General features: G+C 44.2%; 20 protein-coding genes. 8 read left to right on the top strand and 12 right to left on the bottom strand.

Features of this window, described 5'->3' with window-relative positions; all coding sequences use genetic code 11:
- Positions 1 to 86 precede the first annotated feature (86 nt).
- Together pilM and QUB52_RS13565 are read right to left on the bottom strand one after the other, a co-directional pair.
- Positions 87 to 1,181, bottom strand: coding sequence for a type IV pilus assembly protein PilM (pilM, locus tag QUB52_RS13570; protein ID WP_265239210.1), 1,095 nt, complete (start codon positions 1,179 to 1,181; stop codon positions 87 to 89).
- A 55-nt stretch (positions 1,182 to 1,236) separates the two neighbouring features.
- On the bottom strand, positions 1,237 to 1,374 hold the full coding sequence (locus QUB52_RS13565; protein ID WP_265239209.1) for a hypothetical protein: 138 nt from the start codon (positions 1,372 to 1,374) through the stop codon (positions 1,237 to 1,239).
- A gap of 187 nt (positions 1,375 to 1,561) precedes the next feature.
- Here QUB52_RS13565 and QUB52_RS13560 point away from each other — a divergent pair, with 187 nt between their 5' ends.
- A complete protein-coding gene (locus QUB52_RS13560) occupies positions 1,562 to 2,845 on the top strand; it encodes an ABC transporter substrate-binding protein (protein ID WP_265239208.1) in 1,284 nt (427 codons plus the stop codon).
- A 47-nt stretch (positions 2,846 to 2,892) separates the two neighbouring features.
- Here QUB52_RS13560 and QUB52_RS13555 read toward each other — a convergent pair whose 3' ends face one another.
- The gene (locus tag QUB52_RS13555) at positions 2,893 to 3,324 is read right to left on the bottom strand and encodes a type II toxin-antitoxin system VapC family toxin (RefSeq protein WP_332966421.1); all 432 of its coding nucleotides are present in this window, start codon (positions 3,322 to 3,324) and stop codon (positions 2,893 to 2,895) included.
- Positions 3,321 to 4,049 (bottom strand): hypothetical protein, encoded by a 729-nt coding sequence (locus tag QUB52_RS13550; RefSeq protein WP_265239206.1) that lies wholly within the window; start codon positions 4,047 to 4,049, stop codon positions 3,321 to 3,323. Before QUB52_RS13550 ends, QUB52_RS13555 begins: the two co-directional genes overlap by 4 nt.
- A 440-nt stretch (positions 4,050 to 4,489) precedes the next feature.
- Between QUB52_RS13550 and QUB52_RS13545 the strand changes: the two genes are divergently transcribed.
- Positions 4,490 to 5,065, top strand: coding sequence for a Uma2 family endonuclease (locus QUB52_RS13545; protein ID WP_332973374.1), 576 nt, complete (start codon positions 4,490 to 4,492; stop codon positions 5,063 to 5,065).
- 58 nt (positions 5,066 to 5,123) lie between these two features.
- Here QUB52_RS13545 and QUB52_RS13540 read toward each other — a convergent pair whose 3' ends face one another.
- The 3 genes from QUB52_RS13540 to QUB52_RS13530 form a co-directional block, all read right to left on the bottom strand.
- Entirely contained in the window at positions 5,124 to 5,582 is a 459-nt protein-coding gene (locus tag QUB52_RS13540; RefSeq protein WP_332966417.1) for an Imm30 family immunity protein, read from the bottom strand.
- Entirely contained in the window at positions 5,582 to 5,869 is a 288-nt protein-coding gene (locus tag QUB52_RS13535; RefSeq protein WP_332973373.1) for a hypothetical protein, read from the bottom strand. The genes QUB52_RS13540 and QUB52_RS13535 overlap by 1 nt, the downstream gene beginning before the upstream one ends.
- Positions 5,870 to 6,102: 233 nt before the next feature.
- Positions 6,103 to 7,389, bottom strand: coding sequence for a bifunctional folylpolyglutamate synthase/dihydrofolate synthase (locus tag QUB52_RS13530; protein WP_332973372.1), 1,287 nt, complete (start codon positions 7,387 to 7,389; stop codon positions 6,103 to 6,105).
- 103 nt (positions 7,390 to 7,492) lie between these two features.
- Between QUB52_RS13530 and QUB52_RS13525 the strand changes: the two genes are divergently transcribed.
- The gene (locus QUB52_RS13525; protein WP_332973370.1) at positions 7,493 to 8,473 is read left to right on the top strand and encodes a DNA cytosine methyltransferase; all 981 of its coding nucleotides are present in this window, start codon (positions 7,493 to 7,495) and stop codon (positions 8,471 to 8,473) included.
- Positions 8,474 to 8,565: 92 nt separating this feature from the next.
- On the opposite strand, the gene QUB52_RS13520 is transcribed toward QUB52_RS13525, so the two are convergent.
- The 4 genes from QUB52_RS13520 to rsmI all read right to left on the bottom strand — a co-directional run bounded on the left by QUB52_RS13520 (position 8,566) and on the right by rsmI (position 11,881).
- Positions 8,566 to 9,150 carry a hypothetical protein gene (locus QUB52_RS13520; protein WP_265238588.1) on the bottom strand — a complete coding sequence of 195 codons (585 nt, stop codon included), beginning with the start codon at positions 9,148 to 9,150 and terminating at the stop codon, positions 8,566 to 8,568.
- A complete protein-coding gene (locus QUB52_RS13515) occupies positions 9,147 to 9,644 on the bottom strand; it encodes a DUF4365 domain-containing protein (protein WP_265238587.1) in 498 nt (165 codons plus the stop codon). The genes QUB52_RS13520 and QUB52_RS13515 overlap by 4 nt, the downstream gene beginning before the upstream one ends.
- A 56-nt stretch (positions 9,645 to 9,700) precedes the next feature.
- Complete coding sequence (locus tag QUB52_RS13510) at positions 9,701 to 10,918, bottom strand: glycosyltransferase (RefSeq protein ID WP_332973369.1); 1,218 nt, start codon at positions 10,916 to 10,918, stop codon at positions 9,701 to 9,703.
- Positions 10,919 to 10,999: 81 nt separating this feature from the next.
- Positions 11,000 to 11,881 (bottom strand): 16S rRNA (cytidine(1402)-2'-O)-methyltransferase, encoded by an 882-nt coding sequence (rsmI, locus tag QUB52_RS13505; RefSeq protein WP_332973367.1) that lies wholly within the window; start codon positions 11,879 to 11,881, stop codon positions 11,000 to 11,002.
- Between the two features lie 50 nt (positions 11,882 to 11,931).
- On the opposite strand from rsmI, the gene QUB52_RS13500 reads away from it, so the two are divergent.
- Both QUB52_RS13500 and QUB52_RS13495 read left to right on the top strand, forming a co-directional pair.
- A complete protein-coding gene (locus QUB52_RS13500; RefSeq protein ID WP_332973366.1) occupies positions 11,932 to 12,795 on the top strand; it encodes a sugar kinase in 864 nt (287 codons plus the stop codon).
- 225 nt (positions 12,796 to 13,020) lie between these two features.
- Complete coding sequence (locus QUB52_RS13495; protein ID WP_332973365.1) at positions 13,021 to 14,154, top strand: cupin-like domain-containing protein; 1,134 nt, start codon at positions 13,021 to 13,023, stop codon at positions 14,152 to 14,154.
- A gap of 303 nt (positions 14,155 to 14,457) precedes the next feature.
- On the opposite strand, the gene QUB52_RS13490 is transcribed toward QUB52_RS13495, so the two are convergent.
- Complete coding sequence (locus QUB52_RS13490; protein ID WP_332973363.1) at positions 14,458 to 15,429, bottom strand: IS110 family transposase; 972 nt, start codon at positions 15,427 to 15,429, stop codon at positions 14,458 to 14,460.
- 629 nt (positions 15,430 to 16,058) lie between these two features.
- On the opposite strand from QUB52_RS13490, the gene QUB52_RS13485 reads away from it, so the two are divergent.
- Genes QUB52_RS13485 through QUB52_RS13475 form a run of 3 tightly spaced genes read left to right on the top strand, consistent with a single transcriptional unit; the run spans position 16,059 to position 17,458 of the window.
- Positions 16,059 to 16,937, top strand: a complete 879-nt coding sequence (locus QUB52_RS13485; protein WP_332973362.1) for a 3'(2'),5'-bisphosphate nucleotidase CysQ family protein — start codon at positions 16,059 to 16,061, stop codon at positions 16,935 to 16,937.
- Between the two features lie 57 nt (positions 16,938 to 16,994).
- Complete coding sequence (locus QUB52_RS13480; protein WP_265238576.1) at positions 16,995 to 17,192, top strand: hypothetical protein; 198 nt, start codon at positions 16,995 to 16,997, stop codon at positions 17,190 to 17,192.
- A complete protein-coding gene (locus tag QUB52_RS13475; protein ID WP_332973360.1) occupies positions 17,189 to 17,458 on the top strand; it encodes a type II toxin-antitoxin system RelE family toxin in 270 nt (89 codons plus the stop codon). Before QUB52_RS13480 ends, QUB52_RS13475 begins: the two co-directional genes overlap by 4 nt.
- Positions 17,459 to 17,792: the final 334 nt, after the last annotated feature.

Genomic DNA, 17,792 nt, shown 5'->3' with positions numbered 1-17,792 from the left:
CTTCTGTATCAGGGGTCTTCTTTTTTCGGAAGAAGCTTTTTCCGAAAATTCTCAAATCTGTTTTTCTATTATCTAAAAGTTTGAGGTCACATCACCTCCCTCAGTCCTAAACCTAGGGCGACTCCTAAGCCTGCTCGCTGTTCTGGGCTAATTTCTTGGCTGATTTCGAGTCCTAGGGTTTCGATTGGGTCTACTTGAGATGCCGGCAAGCTTAATCTTTGCATGAAAAATTCGTCAAGTTTGCCGATCGCAGCTCCTGGGCCCGCTAGCAACAGTTGCGCTACTTCGAGTTCTTCGCTCTGGTTCAGGTAAAAGTCTACTGAACGACGCAATTCGTCTGCTAGTTCTCCCAATACTTTAATCATCGCATTGGTGCCGGGATTGGCGTCTCCAGATGCGCCCATTGTATCTGTGACTGGCAGGGTCATGCCTTGCAATTCGCTGGTGTCTCTGGTTGGCGGCAGGTTCATGGCTTGGTTGAGGGCGGTCTGGATTTGGTATGTGCCGATCGGGATGGTACGGTTAAATTGCGGTATGCCGTCCACTACTATAGCTAATTCGGTACTGTCAAATTCTATGTCGGTGAGGACTGCGGCTTCTTGGGAGGAAAATTGTTGCAGTTGGTCTTTGAGGGTGCGAATCAGGGCAAAGCTGGTTACTTCTAGCACGTCTATAATCAGTCCGGCTTCTTTGAAGGTTTCGATGTAGGTGTCGGTAACTTCTCTGCGGGTTGCCACTAATACTACTTGCACTTTTTCTACGCCATCGTCATCTACAAACAGGCCGATTTTTTGATAGTCTACGTCGGCGTCTTCTCTGGGAAACGGCAAGTAGAGCCCTGCTTCTGCATTCATGTAATCCCGCAGTTCTTCTTGGTTGAGTTCTGCAGGAACTGGAATGAGGCGGATCACAGCTTCGCGGCCGGGAATGGCTGTGGCTACTCGCTTGGCTTTGATTTTGTTTTCTGCGAGGACGGTACGTATTAGTTCTGCCATTCCCGGCGGATCGACTATTTGTCCTTCTTGTATATAGTCTTCTGGTACTTCTATTGAGGCGATGAGGCCTAATTTTAAAGCCTGAGCTTTCTTTTCGAGCTGAATGATGTTGATGCGGTCTGGGGCTATTTCGATCCCGATTCCTGGCTGGCGTTGGGAAAGTAGACCTTTGAAAAAGTTAACCATAGGATTGGGTCGCTGGTAGTTGCTATTTTTTTATTTTGTAGTTGGCCAGCCTGATTCAGCCGTTGGCTGTTGGAGATTCGGTTTCCAATTGCCACTGATACTGTAATCTCGGTATCCCGCCTGCTTCTGCGCTGCACAGTCTTTGTGGCGCGATCGCCAGTTCCGATTTTATGCTATCCAATTTACTTGACAATAGCTATTCTGCTGCGAATGTCAACAAATTTCAGCTCGATCGACCGAAAACCGATAGATTCGGCAGCAAAACCGACTCTCTCCCTCTCGGGGCTAGGGCACAAAACTCTCGCGCTTGACTCTGGCGCACTCTCTCCGGGCGATGCTTGTTTTCTCGTTGGCGAACCATGATTCTCAATTTTATTTCTATGAAACGTAAATCTTGGCAACTGTTTGCTGTTTTTGGGCTGGTGGGGCTGCTGCTGGCTGCGGTGGTAAGTTGCGGCAAGCCGGCTGTGAATTCCCAGACTAAGAATGCCAACGAAATCGAGTTCTGGACTATGCAGCTTCAACCTCAGTTTACTGACTATTTCAATCAGACGATCGCCGATTTTGAAGCCAAAAATCCGGGCGTGAAGGTGCGTTGGGTGGATGTCCCTTGGTCGGCGATGGAAAGTAAGATTTTGGGTGCTGTTTCGGCGAAAACTGCGCCGGATGTGGTGAACCTGAATCCCGATTTTGCTTCACTATTGGCGGGGCGCAATGCTTGGCTGGATTTGGACTCTCGAATTTCTGAGCAAGTGCGATCGCTCTATCTCCCGAATATCTGGAAAGCTAGCGTACTCGATGGCAAGACTTTTGGGATTCCTTGGTATCTGACAACTGGGGTAACTATTTACAATACGGAGTTGTTTAAAAAAGCTGGAATTGCTAAGCCTCCCGCTACCTATACCGAGTTGGCTGCTGTGGCGAAACAGGTGAAGGAGAAGACTGGTAAATTTGCTTTTTTTGCGACTTTTGTACCGGAAGATTCGTCGGAGGTGTTGCAATCTTTTGTGCAGATGGGTGTGCCTTTGGTTGATGCTAAAGGTAAGGCTGCTTTTAATACTGATAAGGGGAAGGCTGTTTTTGAGTATTGGGTGGATTTGTACAAGGGCGGATTTTTGCCGCAGGATGTTTTGGTGCAGGGACATCGCAGGGCGATCGAGCTTTATCAAGCTGGAGAAACTGCTTTGTTGGGTTCGGGGCCGCAGTTTTTAAAGGCGATCGCTGAGAATGCTCCGAATATTGGTGCTGTCTCGGCTGCTGCGCCTCAAATTACGGGGGAAACCGGCAAGAAGACTGTGGCGGTGATGAATTTGGTTGTACCTCGCGACAGCAAGCGCCCTGATGATGCTGTGAAGTTTGCTTTGTTCGTGACTAATTCTCAAAATCAGTTGGCTTTTGCGAAGGTTGCTAATGTTTTGCCTTCTACGGTTGAGGCTTTGCAGGACTCTTATTTTAAGAGTGTTCCGGCTGATGCTGCTCCGAGCGATCGAGCTAGGATTGTGAGTGCTTCTGGCTTGGCAAAAGCTGAGTTGTTAATTCCGCCTCTCAAGGATGTTAAGAAGTTGCAAAAGGCGATTTATGACAATTTGCAGGCGGCGATGTTGGAGGAAAAATCGGTGGAACAAGCTGTGACTGATGCGGCGACAGCTTGGGATCAAAGGTAGTTTTTTCTGGAAGCTGGGGCAGATTATTTTGCGATCGCCCCTTGCTTTTAAGGTTGAATTGTCCAATCTTCCTGCACTAAATCAGGCACTTGCGAAAAATGTTGGTTGTTCCGCGTAACGAGGATAGCATTATTAGCAAGTACAATAGCAGCAATCCGCAAATCTTGCGTGCCGATACCTCTTATTTGACGAGGGAACTCGGTGTAAATAGTGAAAGCATTCTGGTCAAATTTCAGAATGTTGAGATTTTTGAAATCATCTAATGTATCCCCTAAGCTGGTGTAAGCCCATACTAATTTGTTCGCTTGCGAAGGTGTCGAAGCCTGTCTGATAACATTGAACCAGCCGCGAATTACTTCCTCTACGGTTACGATAGTTACAGCAAGGTTTTCTGCGTTAACCTCGACCCGCTGCACCATCATTGGATGATTCTTTTGCCAAAGGGAGAAACAATCCGTATCAAGTATGTATCGGCTCATTTTGTCTCAACCGCAGCGTCAATTTGACTATAATAAGCTTCGGTTTCTGCATCGAGTTCGCGGCGATATTCTTCTATGTGTGCCAATACCTCATCGTATTGCGGATCGTTTTCATACTTACCAGCTAACCTCACCCAAGGATTGTTCGATCGACTAGAAGTGAGTTTGACAGAGACGATTTCTGCTTCGGCTAGCTGGGTATTTACTAAATCGTGAAGGTTTTGCAGTGCTTGCGATCGCGTCTGGCCAAAAGCTTTACATTCGGGCCATCCCAGCAACGCTGCACTGACTGTTCTGTCTGATTCGTTTTTAATGATTATGTGAGCAGTTGAGCTGTCGAAGTCGCCCCCAAAGTTAGTGCGATCGGCTGCGCGAATGTCGCAGGTAGCGTTACCTGTTAAGAGTGTTTTTGTCTTGACTATCTGCTTGGTGTTTTCCTGGCGCGGATTTTCTATTTTTCCAAAGATAATCGGGTCTGCTTCTTGAAGCGCGGCAAAAAATTTGACCATGTTTACTCTATGCTTGGTGTTTTCCGGGCCTAACTTTTCTAGTGCTTGCCCGATCGCCGACTCACCAGCTACCTTGACTGTAGAAGAATCGATGTTTTCCTGACGCTGCTTGATGATGTTTCGTCTGAAAAGCTCGTCAAATAGTAAAGTTTGCTCTTGGGCTGGCAAAGCTTCTATATATTCAATTAGCGTTTGCACCGATATAAGGCTGCTCATAAACTTCTATCTCTAAATTTTTCTAAACTCACTTGTATTGTAACAAAAATTGGGCATGGGGCATTGGGCATTAGGCATTAATTTTTTTTACTCTCGCCCCTTGTTTTTTGCTGCCAGTTGACGTATTATTAAATAATGGGAATGTGTGCCGCCATATATATAAGCTTTTAAGTTATTATCGAATGATGAAATTACCGCATCTTCACAAGGCGGAGTCGGAGGAAAAGTCTGGATAAGTCAATCTCGACTATTTTAGAGGTCAATGTTTGTTGATCAGAACGATCGCTCATCCCAGAATCCGGGTTTATTTATTCCGTGCGATCGCCTTTATCAATGCAGATTGATTGATGATTTGTACGAATATAGCCTGAATTAATAAAATATTCAGAAATTTGACTTGTGTTAAAATCAAAGTTCAGCCTAGAATAGGAGCAAGTTTTATGACAGCAATGACAGTCAAAGATTTAAACCAAGTTCAAACTCTTTTTTCCGAAGCGGGTTTAGATTACAAAATTGAACTAGAAGACGGGAGACTTTCAGTTATGGGGCCATCAGACATCGTATCCAGTGAAATCAGTAGCCGTCTCATCGCCTTTCTTTTCGTTTGGGTAAATCCCCGTCGGTTGGGGAGAGTGTTTGACTCCGCAGGCGGTTTCATCATGCCGAATACAAACATCAAAGCGCCGGATGTTTCGTTTGTGCGCGCGGCCCGCTTGCGCCAAAGTCCGCGTTATTTTGGTGAACTTGTCCCGGATTTGGTGGTTGAGATTAAATCTCAAAGCGATCGCATTAAGCCTATAGAAACCAAGGTTTTGAAGTTTATCGAGTTGGGGGCGGTTGTCGGACTTCTGATCGATCCTGATGAAGAAACAGTGACTATTTATCGATCGACTGGCGAACCGACTATTTTAGGAAATGGCGATATTTTAACAATACCAGAGCTTGTTCCCGGTTGGGAATTGCCCATTTCGGAATTGTGGCCTCCTATTTTTACTGAGGAAGAAACACAAGGTTAAGGAAAAAAGAGCGATTCCCTACGGGATAGCTTCGCTCGCGCGTACTTCTAAATATTCATCAGCGGTAATTAACTTGTACAGCTAGCTCAATCGGTGAATCTTGATGCGTCAATTGATAGGTAGCACTTTCTTCGAGCAATTGTCGAATAAAATGGGGACTGTGAGTGTTAATTGAATGTAACAAATTTCTATACAAACGACAGGCAGCCTCATCATTCAGAATGCGACTGTGGAGTATTCTTGTCCAATCAGAGGCAAAAATAATTAATTGTGGGATGACACTGATAAATGCTTGTAACTGCTGTTCCATTTCAAAAGATTCTAAAAAATGAATTAGGCTAAACATGACCTCTGGCTGTTGGCAGCGATCATCTAAAATCAGATGTAAATCTGGTAATTGTTCGCTCTCATGATGCTTAGCGACTTCCGCTAAAGCATTTTCAAAAGCTGTTACTTCTTCAGTCGATCGCATTAATTTATTAGCGTCCAAAATGCTAATCCAGCTATTTTCCTTCATCAGCTATTTCCTCTCTTTTTAAAAACGCCTAACCAACCTAACTTATTTAACTGGATAACTTGCTGTAAGCTGCGCCTAATTTGTGGCGTATAAAGTCCCTGACGGCGATAAATTACTCGTGCATCGCTAATTTCTCTAGCTAGTGCTTCTCTTGGTAACAAGCTGAGATTGGGGGATTGTCCGTAAGAGATAGTCTGGCGATGACGACCTCCTTTACCGGGCAAGGGGTGTTCCATCATTATAGCAATACCCATTTCTCTCGTGTAACCAGGAACTTTTGCTGCCATGAATCCATTAGAAGGAATGTGATGTGGTGTCAGATTATCGCCTCTGCATCCAGCTTTAAGCAGGTCTCCGTAACACCCAACTGCGCCTTCCCCTGGGAGAAGTCTGTTTGTATAATTAGCTATTTCTATTCTCCTATTCCGCGATCGGGGACATGATATTATGACAATAAATCCAGTTTCTATGAATTACCATTCCCAGTTTACTCGAAAATTAATCTTCAGGCAGAATGAGTTTAAAATTGAGATTGTTGTTGCAGGAAGTAGCCGACTAGATAAAGGGAACCGCAGAGCACTGTTAAATTGTCATCTGCAACGGCAGCATCTAAACCTGTTGTTAAGTCTGGGAAGGCTTGACAAATTGTTAATTTGGGGCAGATATTTTCAGCAATGGCTGCTAATTCTGCGGGGGATGCGGAGTTTTGATCGGGTACGGGTACTAGGTAAAGCCGATCGCCCTTTTTGAGTAATGCTTGTAAAATATCATCGCAGTCTTTCGTCGCCAAAATGCCGATTACCCAGTTAATCGGTGACGGGTGATTGTTCAGGCGATCGACATATTCACGCAACGCAATAGCTGCGGCAGGGTTGTGCGCGCCGTCAATTAATATTTTGCGGTTTTTCCAAGTTGTCTGCTGGAGTCTTCCGGGCCATTGGGTTTTGGCGATACCGTCGGCGATGGCGGTGGGGGAGATTTGCCATCCTAGGTTTTTGAGGGTGTGGAGAGTCGCAAGTGCGATCGCCGAATTCATTAATTGAATTTTGCCCAACAATGGCAATTGATATCTTATTTTAACCGCAGATGGACGCGAATTAACGCTGATTTCGGGATTGGGATCGTATTCTGCAAATCCTTCTCCTAAATCTACCGCTGGTTTTACCCAAATTGCCGGACAGTCTAAATCTTGAATGCGTTTTTCTACTACTCTTCTAGCAGATTCTGGCAATTCTCCGACAACTACCGGACACTTTGATTTAATAATTCCGGCTTTTTCCCCAGCAATATCGGCGACAGTAGGGCCGAGGATTTGCCAGTGTTCGAGACTGATAGAAGTAATCACACTAACAAGGGGAGTTTCGCAAACATTAGTCGCATCTAATCTACCGCCCAATCCGGTTTCTATGACAGCAATATCTGCTTTTTGTTCTGCAAAATACAGCCAAGCTGCAGCGGTGATTATTTCAAATTGAGTGGGTGTTTCGGTATTACCTTCAGCAGCGCTGACAACTTTTTCTAAACACTGCTGCAATGCTGTTGTAGAAATCGGTTGTTGGTTGATGCAAATTCTTTCTGTCCAATCGATTAAGTGCGGGGATGTGTAGCGCCCGACTCGATAGCCTGCTGCTGTTAGTACGGAAGAAAGATAGGCGCAAACGGAACCTTTGCCATTTGTGCCGGCAATGTGGATAATGGGTACTTTTTGGTGGGGGTTGTCGAGTTTTTCGAGGAGTTGCTGAATTCTTTCTAAGCCGAGGTGTACGCCGAAGTGTTGATAAGATTGGAGGATGAAGTTTGCATTCATTGAGGATGATCAGTGTTATATTTGTTTTCGAGTTAGATTTTTTTTAACGAACCGCGAAGGCGCAAAGGCCGCGAAGGAAGAAAAGAGATAGATGTTGATAAATATGAATATTATTTCTTTGTTTTCGGGTTGCGGTGGATTGGATTTGGGTTTTCGCTTGGCTGGATTTAATCCGGTTTGGGCGAATGAATATGATAAGTCTATTTGGGATACCTATCAATTTAACCATTCTGAAACTCTGTTAGATAAAAGAGATATCAGAAAAATTAATTCTGATGAAATTCCCGACTGTATTGGGATTATCGGTGGGCCTCCGTGTCAAAGTTGGAGTGCGGCGGGTGCAAAACGCGGGATTGATGATTCTCGCGGTCAGCTTTTTTGGGAGTATATCAGAATTGTGCGGGACAAGCAGCCTTTGTTTTTCTTGGCTGAGAATGTTAGGGGTATTTTAGCGCCCAGAAATAAGGATGCTTTCAGTTATATATTATCGCAGTTTGAGGAAATTGGGTATCGGGTTTCGTTCCAGTTGGTGAATGCTAAAAGCTTTGGTGTGCCGCAAGATAGACAAAGGGTGATTGTTATCGGTTATCGGGATGATCTGGGTTTGGGTTTTGAGTTTCCCGAACCTGGAACCGATTTTTTGACGCTGCAAGATGCGATTTTTGATTTACAGGCTGAACCAATTCTAGTTCATGGTAAACTAGATAAGTATCACGATTCTGTCGCGAATCACGAATGTGCAGATTTGGGTTTTTCCAGCATTTATATGTCGCGGAATCGAGTCAGAAGTTGGGGTGAACCTTCGTTTACAATTCAGGCAAGCGGCAGACACGCACCTCTGCACCCTCAAGCTAGTAAAATGATTTTAGTTGGCAAGGACAAACGCATTTTTGACCCTAATTCGCCTCAGCCTTACCGTCGGCTTTCTGTGCGAGAGTGTGCGAGAGTTCAGACTTTCCCGGATGACTTTATTTTTAAGTACAAATATATTGCTGACGGCTATAAAATGGTTGGGAATGCCGTACCTGTTAATTTGGCTAGGATGTTGGCAAAAAAGATTTATGCGGATATTTCTGCCTTCTAAAATAGATAAGACGGCGGTTGAAACCGCGTCTACAAAAACGAAGTCCGCCGACGCGGACTGATGAAAATAACTTGATTTTAAGCGCCCGTTCTTCAACCCGCGGAGGCGGGTTTTGTTTGTGTAGACGCGGTTTCAACCGCCCGGTCTTCTATGATAAAGTTGTGGGGATTTTTGAGAATAAAGGTTTGATTTTTTTTGATTAAATCTCCCGTACAGACGAAAGGTAAGCGTTCTTGATAAGCTTTGATGGCGAGGATATAATCTTTGTCTGCTAGTTCGGTTTGAATCTTCCGCAGTTTGTCCGCAATCACGCCGAGTAAGGTAATTTCGCCACTTAATTTGTCGGCGTTGGGCGTGTGAATTTGCATTACGACTCCCTGAATAGTTGTATTGGGAAGCCCAGTAATTAAGTCTGCTAAAATTTCAATTTGAGTGCGATTTTCTACGATTTCTAAGATTTGAATTGCCTCGCGGATGCGGGCGGCATAATCTCCGAGAGTTTGTTGGTTGGGGAGTAATATTTCAAAGTCCTCTCCGGCGGCTGGTTTGTGCCAAAGAGTGGCATTTTCTAAGAAAGGTTGGTCTTCATGCCACCCGTGAATTTGCAGGTAATTTCTAAGTTGATTTAGGTTTACTGTTTCGACGGGGATTTCGCTATCTTTTACGGTGACTTTCATGGTTGAACTCCTTGGCTAATCCCCTCCATAATTGACTGAAGGGCGATGACTGTAAATTGATTTTTTCTGGGTATCGTGACTGTGACAGCGGTGGTGTTTTGTGTTTCTGGCATTCCCCGCAGAGATATCCAATATCCGCATTCCTTCATGCAGATTTCTGTTTCCGACTGGGTTAACCAGTCTTCTATTGTTTCGGGGATTAAAACGACAACTAAAATTCGTGGAATGGCGAAGTCATCCATTCTTAAGTCATCGTAGTTTTTCAGTTTGAGGGGGTAGCGGATCAAGTTATTTTCTCGAACATCTCTTGATGTCGATTTTAACTGCAATTCTAAGCGCGGTGCTCGGATGCGACCTGTTCCTCCTTTGGCTGCTATTCCCCAGTCTACGCTGTCGTCGTCTACGGAGGGTTTGTAAATAGAATAGCCTGCAACGGTGGCGATGGCTTGCAGGTAGGTGTTACTAAATTGTTCTTTTTGTTGGCTGATATCCACGCTTGCCTGTATTTCCTGTATGATAACTCGATCTAGTTTTGCAATATGTCATCTTCTCATAAAAATTTTGTCAACTCGCCCAGATTTTGCCGAATCGTATTTATGCCGCGAATATGAGACAATGAAGAACCTCCATACAAAAAACTATCCAAACTAATTTGATAATTTTGCTGTACCGCCAAATCCAGCCAAAAATTCTTAAATGCTGCTCCCGGTTTGTAGTCGGGAATGTTATGCTGGTAGTAAGGAAAACTGTCTATACAAGTGTTAAAAAAGTTCTTGCGGCCGCAATGCTTTAAATACTGATATCGCGGCTTAAATTCGGTTTGATTTTCCAATACTGTATAAATAGTATCGGCTAAGGATTCCGGGTCGAATTTGGCGTAAAGTCCCGCACCTTCTGGGAAAACAGGTGAGTTTCCTCTGGCGTACTGATTGAATTCTTCAAAACAAATTACTGGTACGTTGCAACTCATTGCTTCGGTAATTCCTCGGTTTTTGCCTTCGAGAAGGGAACCGAGGACGAAAGCTTGGGCGCGCGAATAATATACAGACATTTCGCTGTAGTAGTCAACTCTCGGCAGTAAATTAATATAGTCGAAGGGATTGCCTAAAATTTGCTCTACTTGGTGCCATTCTTTTAAGGCGAGTTCGTCGAGAGTATTTAGGTTATTAATATCAAATTCGTGGCCGCTGACTACTGTTAATTTTATTGGTTTTTGCGGATATTTTTGGCGGTAAATTTTTAATGCTTTGGCAATTATTGGCAAATTTTTTTCTTCGGAAATGCGGGCGACGGCGAGGAGGTCGATGTCTTTGGCGGGGACGTTGCGGGGAGAAATTAAGTATTCGTTGATGAAGTCTGTGTCTTGCAGTGGTATGATCGGTTTGTTGGCGCGATCGGCATAAGTCTCGCGAAACCACTTATCTCGCTGCGGGTTTTTGTATAAACTGGAATAAGCATCGGCTACCGGTGCCCAGGAATAGGAAGTTCCGGGCGAATAGGTGAAGGAGAAAAATGCTGAGGAGAGTTGAGGAAATAGTTTGTTGATGAGTTCGACTCCTTCGCTGAAATATATCCCTTTGATGAATTTTCCTTCGTAAAATAGCGGGGGAAGCAAGACGTAGAAACTGACGGTATCGAAGCGGTGGGGTTGGTCTTCAAATATCTCCCAGGTAAAGGCGTCTAAGTCTGCATAGATTTCGGCGATTGGTTTGTTGATGTGGGGGTTGCGTAAATAGGGTTTTTGTCGATCGTAGTTTCCGCGTACCATAGAATTATTAGTATGATTATTGAGTTTCTTTTTTAACCGCAGAGGGCGCAGAGGGCGCAGAGGAGGAGAAGAGGGAGTTATTCACGAGTCATTTAATGGTTGTTCGAGTGATTCATTGTCGCCAATTGTGAGGGCGAGTTGATAGATTTGGCGGCGGGGGAGGGATGTTTGTTGGGCTAGTTGGCGGCTGGCTTGGGAACGGCTGATGCCTTCTGCTATTAATGTTTGTAATTCCGCTTTGATGGCGTCTTCGGAGAAAATTGGTGCGTCTGTTTGCAGACCTGCAATTATTAGGGTAAATTCTCCTTGGGGTTCGCGACTGGTGTAAAGTTCGATCGCACTTTCGATACTACCACGCCAAAACTCCTCGTGCATTTTTGTCAATTCCCTCGCTAGCACAATCTGTCTGTCGGTTCCCAAGGTGTTTGCTAAATCTTGTAAAGTTTGCCGCAATCGGTGCGGAGATTCGTATAAGATAATAGTGCGGGATTCTATTTGCAAATTTTCTAAACTCCGCTGGCGTTCTTGACCTTTGACGGGTAAAAATCCTTCAAATACAAATCTGTCTGTAGGTAATCCCGATGCACTTATCCCAACAATGCAGGCGCTGGGGCCGGGAATCGGAATAATGTTAATGTTAGCATCGGCGCAGGCTTTGACTAATTCGTATCCGGGGTCAGAAATTCCCGGCATTCCAGCGTCGGTTACTATGGCGATACTTTTTCCTAACTGCAGTTTTTCGATTAATTCGGGGAGTCGCTGCTGTTGGTTGTGTTCGTGATAGCTGATTTGGGGTGTTTTGATTTGAAAGTGGTGTAAAAGTTTCCCTGTGTGGCGGGTGTCTTCGGCTGCGATGAAGTCTACTGTTTGTAAAATTCGGATGGCGCGATATGTCATGTCTTCGAGGTTGCCGATCGGGGTTCCGACAATGTAAAGTGTTCCTGTGTTAGGATTTGGCTGCATTTTGATAATTTGGAGTTTTTAACCGCAGATGTACGCGGATTAATGCGGATATGAAAACTGGATTGTTTTTGGGATTGGCGACTTTGGATTTAATTTATTTGGCCGAGAAGCCTCCGGGTGAAAATCAGAAGGTTGTTGCTGTTGATTCTACCATTGTGGCGGGCGGGCCGGCGACAAATGCTGCGGTTGCTTTTAGCTGTTTGGGGAATGCGGCGGTGTTGGCGGGGGTTTTGGGCACTGGCGCGATCGCCCAATTGATTCGTGCAGACTTAGCGGAGTATGATATCAGGATAGTCGATTTGCAGCCAGGGCGATCGCACTCTCCGCCAGTCTCTTCGATTATTGTAACTGAACAAACGGGCGATCGGGCAGTAATCTCGATTAACGCGACTAAATCCCAGGTTGACAGCCAAGCAATTAATCCCGACATTTTAACCTCAGTTAATATCATACTGTTTGACGGACACCAAATTCCAGCCACCCAAAAAATCGCTCAATTCGCCCAATCAAAAAACATTCCCATCCTCCTAGATGGCGGGAGTTGGAAACCCGGATTAGCAGAAATTTTGCCCTTCGTTAAATGGGCCGTATGTTCCGATAACTTTCATCCCCCCGACTGCAACAATTCCCAACAAGTCTTTGCTTATCTCTCAGCATCCGGAATTCCCCACATTGCCATCACAGGCGGCGAAAAACCGATTAAATACCTCAGCAATGGCAGTTTCGGCAGTTTAGAAGTGCCTCAAATTCAAGCCGCAGACACATTAGGCGCAGGCGACATTTTTCACGGCGCTTTCTGTCACTATATTTTACAAGACAACTTTACAAATGCCCTCACCGCAGCCGCCAAAATAGCTTCCGATTCCTGCAAAACTTTCGGAACCCGCCAATGGATAAAAAACATTCAACCTTAACCTTAAAATAACGCAAATATCCGGAAAAAAGCGATCGCACATAGAAAACAGAAACAGACAACACTTGTTAAGCTAAAATAGTCATATCAACTCTCTCCTTTCTTCCTTCGTGCCCTTTGCGTCTTCGCGGTTCGCCCAAAAAATCCACAAATACAAACAAGATTGCTATATTAGTCAAACACCTGCAAGCCAAACAAAACTACCCCAAAACAAAACCCTCGAATCATGCCTGACACCCAACCCCTAACCATCACACTTCCCCCCTTGCGGATTACCCTAACAGAACAACAACAGGTTAATCTAGAATGGCTGACGCAAAACTTACCCAACCTACTCGCAACAGCGCCAAGCAAACCAGAAGTTCCCGACAACTTGAAACAGTGGGTAGCGGCCAACAAATTATTAAATCTACCAGATACAGACATCATTCAAGGCTTAATAAATACAGGTATTGATGCCGAAACAGCAACCGCAGAAGTGACGGCCATATCATCTCATCCTTACTTCCAAGCAGGCAGTCAATACGTACAGTTGCTGCAAAAACTGGAATCGCAACTCAACATCAACAATCAATTAGCCGCACTATCTTCCAAGTTTGGCACAATCGAACGCAAAAGCAGCCTTTCCAGAGAGTATTTCTTAGAGAATTACTACGCCAAAAATACTCCAGTAATTATTACCAATATCATGCACAACTGGAAAGCATTGCAGTTGTGGACACCGGAGTATTTGCAGCAAAAATACGGAGATGCAGAGGTAGAAATTCAAGCCAACCGCAACTCTGACCCGGATTACGAAATTAAGGTACACAACCATAAAAAAACTGTTTTATTCCGCGAGTATATAGATATGGTCGTCAACGGTGGCCCCAGCAACGACTGCTACATGGTTGCGAACAATCAAACTCTGGAAAGAGAAGAATTTAAATCGCTATTTAACGACTTTGAAATTTTCCCAGAATACCTGACTCCCGGCGATACAAAAGGCAGAGTTTTCTTTTGGTTCGGCCCGAAGGGTACAATTACGCCGCTGCATCACGACCCAGTTAACTTAGTTTTAGCACAGGTATCGGGACGCAAGTTGATTAAATTGATTTCTCCGCAACAAACACCTCTGCTTTACAATCATGTCGGAGTTTTTAGCAAGGTGGACGGCGAAAATCCTGACTATGACAAATATCCGCTTTACAGAGATGCAAAAATCATTGAGGTAATTTTGGAACCGGGAGAAGTTATATTTATTCCTGTCGGTTGGTGGCATCATGTAAAATCACTGGAGGTGAGTATTTCGGTTTCGTTTACTAATTTTGTGTTTCCCAATTATTATGAATGGAAATATCCTCATATTAATTGGTCGTAGGATGGGGTTCTGTTCACAAAAAATATCCCAAAATTCGTAGGCGCGGGTTCGCCGATATCTATAAAAATCACAAATAATCTCATAAACCCGCCCCATCCCCCACCCTGATTTATATCAACACTTTACCAATCAATTCACGGTACATTTTTATTGTTGGTGGGGGAGGGCGGGTTTATGAAGTTATTCATTTTCATCATAAATTGTTGGTGAACCCGCCCTACAAATTTCGCCTTTTTCTGTTTTGATTGGCGATATAGCCTCACAAAAAATATCCCAAAATTCCGTAGATACTGTCTTGATCTGTCAAGGGGTAGCAAGTAAATAAGTTGGATCGAAAGGCTTTTGGGACTTTAAAATCCCAAAAGCCAAATGTAGCAGCTTCCTCATAAGCGCACCAATTACCTGCATTTTGACCTTCCCACGACCCAATAATCGCTCACTCACGGCTTTGAGCAAAGGATTACAACGCATTGCCACCACGGCAGGCATATACAATGCCTTTCGCAGCCGGACATTTCCCGTACATGACAAACGAGTTTTGCCACGCACAGAAGTTCCTGAACTGCGCTCACAGGGGGTTAAACCTGCATAAGCGGCTAATTGACGGGCATTTTTGTAATCTTCAATCCGACCAACTTCAGCTAACAACACAGCAGCCGTCTGTTCTCCAATTCCCGGAATCGAAGTCAATAGCTCGCGCTGCTGTTTTAAATGCGGATGTTGGTCAAAATGATCGCTAATCATTTTTTTGATTTCTGCTTGTTGTTCTTTGATGTAATCCAAGTGAGCTCTCGTAAGTTTAGCCACAGTTTCTGTAGCTGTTTCCAAACGATTCTCTTCCTGTTGATACATCTCGGTTAAAGATTCTAGTCGTCGCAATAAAGCTTGTAAATCCTTGACTTCGAGCGGGGTTGGCTTCCAAAGTGACGGTTTGATGGCTGCACAAAAACGAGCAATTAATGCTGCATCTACCGAGTCAGTTTTGGTACGAAACAGTTCACTTTTAGCAAACCCTTTAATCCGAGCCGGATTAACCACACTCACCTGGTAGCCGGTTTCATACAGGAATTCAGCTAGGGCATCCCCGTAAATGCTCGTGGCTTCCATGCAAGCATGAAGTTCTTCGACACCTTGCTTTTTGAGCCACTGGTTTAAGCTCTCAAATCCTGCGGTATCATTCGTGAACTTTTTGGGTTTTGAGGCACGCTCTTCTTTCAGTAAAACGACATGAAAGTCTTTTTTACTGATATCTATGCCTAAAAATGTCGGTGTCATTGTTTGCTCCAAGCTCCCTATTTGTATGAAAGAACATGACAGGCAATTTAACTAACCTTATAAATGCAGGCTGTCCCGTTAAAACGAGCGCCTAAGATACCGCCTGTGCTTTTTTGTATGCGCCTGTCATCAGTAATGGGAGCTTATCTACACAGCAGACTTGTCAAGCGTCTAAGGGGCGGGCCAACTTCACCGATTACTGATGTCCGATCACAACACTTTTTACTGTCATATGTACCTTAAGCAAGAAACTTTAATGGTTTCTTTATTTTTACTCGTGTTACAATTCAACGACAACCGTGTCTGCGGTTTGATTACAACCGTGTCTGCGGTTCTATAGCCTGTGGTCTACGGTTTGATCGCCTGACTCTTTTAAGATACAAGGGGCGGGTTCGCCGATATCTATGAAAATCACAAATAATCTCATAAACCCGCCCCATCCCAACCCGGATTTACATCAACACTTTACCAATAAAATCACCGTACATTTTTATTGTTAGTGGGGGAGGGCGGGTTTATGAGATTATTCATTTTCATCATAAATGGTTGGTGAACCCGCCCCTACAAATTGGGTTGATTATAATTAATGGTTTCTTTGTATGTACATCAGTTCATCTGCGGTTTAAAAAATGAAAAATCTTGAAAAATTAAGCGAAATTGCGCGGGCGGTGGCTTGGGGTTCAGCAGATATTTTGCAATCCTACTATCACCCTGATGTCAATACTCCAAACCTGGACATTCAAGAGAAAAAAGACGGCCCAGTTACTGCGGCCGATGTCGCTGTTAATTCTTACATCTTAGATGAATTGCAGTCGGCTTTAGGGAATGCAGAATTTGGCTATCTCAGCGAAGAAACTTATAAGTCTTATTTAGATAGTTGCGGTCAAGTTTCTTTACCTCAATCTTGGGTTTGGATTATTGACCCTTTGGATGGAACGCGCGATTTTATTGACAAGACGGGGGAATTTGCCGTTCACATTGCTTTAGCGTTTGAGGGAAGACCGGTATTAGCGGTTGTGGCTTGGCCGGAACAACAAAAGATTTATTACGCAATTCGGGATGCTGGTACTTTTGGGGAAAGTCGCGGGGGTTCTGCGGTGAAATTGCAGGTTTCTGCGCGCAATATGGTGGCAGATTTATCTATAGTAACAAGTCGCAGTCACCGGGACGATCGCCTAAATCAACTATTGCACAAATTTCCCTGTCAAAATCAACTGGCTGTGGGCAGTATCGGCTGTAAGATTGCGACGATTGTTGAACAAAAAGCTGATGTTTATATTGCGCTTTCCGGCAAGTCTGCGCCGAAGGATTGGGATTTGGCGGCGCCGGAATTGATTTTAACGGAGGCGGGCGGCCGATTTACTCGTTTTGATGGTTCTGCTTTGCAATATAACCGGGGAGATGTCAGTCAGTGGGGGGGATTGTTGGCGAGTAATGGTTGCTGTCACGATGCTTTGTGCGGGGATGCCCAGAGGCTTTTAGGGGAGATAGATTCGGGTTTGAAATAAGTGCGATCGCCCTTAAATAATTTGGTATACTGATCGTATAATGATGTGGCAAAATGTATGAGCGTCAAAGAACTTGAAACAGCAATTATGAATTTGTCGGTTAAGGAATTATCGGAGTTAACTACTTGGCTGATAGAGTATCGCCAACAAGCCTGGGATCGGCAAATTGAAGAGGATTTGGAGGATGGGCGGTTGGATGCGCTACTTGATGAAGTTGATGCAGAGTATGAAGCTGGATTGGCTAAAGTGTTATGAAGCATCTGACTTTACCGCGTTTTTGGCACTGCTATCACCAGCTACCTAAAGAAATACAAGCCTTAGCCGACAAAAATTATGAATTACTCAAAGTCGATCCATATCACCCTTCGCTGCATTTAAAAAAAGTTGGTAGGCGAAAGCAATTGCAATCGGTGCGAGTAGGCGATATTTACCGAGTTCTGGAAGTTGAAAAACCTGAAGGTAAGGTATGGTTTTGGATAGGGACTCATGGCGATTATGATGCTATATTAGCTCAGAAATAAAGCCCCGATCGCACATACAGCAGATTCCACGTTTATGAAGTACACGCCACATCGATAGATCCCGTAGGGACAGGGCATTGCCGTGTCCCTACTACTTCATATACTTACGATTAATGTTTGATTATATTAATCCATTAACCTCATAATCAATTTTCCGTAATATTACTTAATAATTTGCCCTATCTTTATCAAAGCTTTAATTAATCAGCTATTTATAAAGAAAACTTTATATATATTCTCTAAAAAAACTGTTAGTGTTGCTACAACAGATGTTTCCTCACCGAATTTTTACGCAGAGATGCTGTGTCTCTGTCAATCAAAATTGATAGATTGT

The sequence above is a fragment of the Microcoleus sp. A6-C6 genome (genome assembly GCF_036705955.1).
In the GTDB taxonomy this organism is placed as follows: domain Bacteria; phylum Cyanobacteriota; class Cyanobacteriia; order Cyanobacteriales; family Microcoleaceae; genus Microcoleus.
The sequence above is the reverse complement of the archived record's forward strand: the minus strand, read 5'-3'. Positions and strand labels throughout refer to the sequence as shown.

What these genes read in the sequence shown, in the direction of transcription:
- pilM (WP_265239210.1), bottom strand. Translation starts at nt 1,181, where the DNA reads ATGGTTAACTTTTTCAAAGGTCTACTTTCCCAACGCCAGCCAGGAATC.
- QUB52_RS13560 (WP_265239208.1), top strand. Translation starts at nt 1,562, where the DNA reads ATGAAACGTAAATCTTGGCAACTGTTTGCTGTTTTTGGGCTGGTGGGG.
- QUB52_RS13555 (WP_332966421.1), bottom strand. Translation starts at nt 3,324, where the DNA reads ATGAGCCGATACATACTTGATACGGATTGTTTCTCCCTTTGGCAAAAG.
- QUB52_RS13550 (WP_265239206.1), bottom strand. Translation starts at nt 4,049, where the DNA reads ATGAGCAGCCTTATATCGGTGCAAACGCTAATTGAATATATAGAAGCT.
- QUB52_RS13545 (WP_332973374.1), top strand. Translation starts at nt 4,490, where the DNA reads ATGACAGCAATGACAGTCAAAGATTTAAACCAAGTTCAAACTCTTTTT.
- QUB52_RS13540 (WP_332966417.1), bottom strand. Translation starts at nt 5,582, where the DNA reads ATGAAGGAAAATAGCTGGATTAGCATTTTGGACGCTAATAAATTAATG.
- QUB52_RS13535 (WP_332973373.1), bottom strand. Translation starts at nt 5,869, where the DNA reads ATGGCAGCAAAAGTTCCTGGTTACACGAGAGAAATGGGTATTGCTATA.
- QUB52_RS13530 (WP_332973372.1), bottom strand. Translation starts at nt 7,389, where the DNA reads ATGAATGCAAACTTCATCCTCCAATCTTATCAACACTTCGGCGTACAC.
- QUB52_RS13525 (WP_332973370.1), top strand. Translation starts at nt 7,493, where the DNA reads ATGAATATTATTTCTTTGTTTTCGGGTTGCGGTGGATTGGATTTGGGT.
- QUB52_RS13520 (WP_265238588.1), bottom strand. Translation starts at nt 9,150, where the DNA reads ATGAAAGTCACCGTAAAAGATAGCGAAATCCCCGTCGAAACAGTAAAC.
- QUB52_RS13510 (WP_332973369.1), bottom strand. Translation starts at nt 10,918, where the DNA reads ATGGTACGCGGAAACTACGATCGACAAAAACCCTATTTACGCAACCCC.
- rsmI (WP_332973367.1), bottom strand. Translation starts at nt 11,881, where the DNA reads ATGCAGCCAAATCCTAACACAGGAACACTTTACATTGTCGGAACCCCG.
- QUB52_RS13500 (WP_332973366.1), top strand. Translation starts at nt 11,932, where the DNA reads ATGAAAACTGGATTGTTTTTGGGATTGGCGACTTTGGATTTAATTTAT.
- QUB52_RS13495 (WP_332973365.1), top strand. Translation starts at nt 13,021, where the DNA reads ATGCCTGACACCCAACCCCTAACCATCACACTTCCCCCCTTGCGGATT.
- QUB52_RS13490 (WP_332973363.1), bottom strand. Translation starts at nt 15,429, where the DNA reads ATGACACCGACATTTTTAGGCATAGATATCAGTAAAAAAGACTTTCAT.
- QUB52_RS13485 (WP_332973362.1), top strand. Translation starts at nt 16,059, where the DNA reads ATGAAAAATCTTGAAAAATTAAGCGAAATTGCGCGGGCGGTGGCTTGG.
- QUB52_RS13480 (WP_265238576.1), top strand. Translation starts at nt 16,995, where the DNA reads ATGAGCGTCAAAGAACTTGAAACAGCAATTATGAATTTGTCGGTTAAG.
- QUB52_RS13475 (WP_332973360.1), top strand. Translation starts at nt 17,189, where the DNA reads ATGAAGCATCTGACTTTACCGCGTTTTTGGCACTGCTATCACCAGCTA.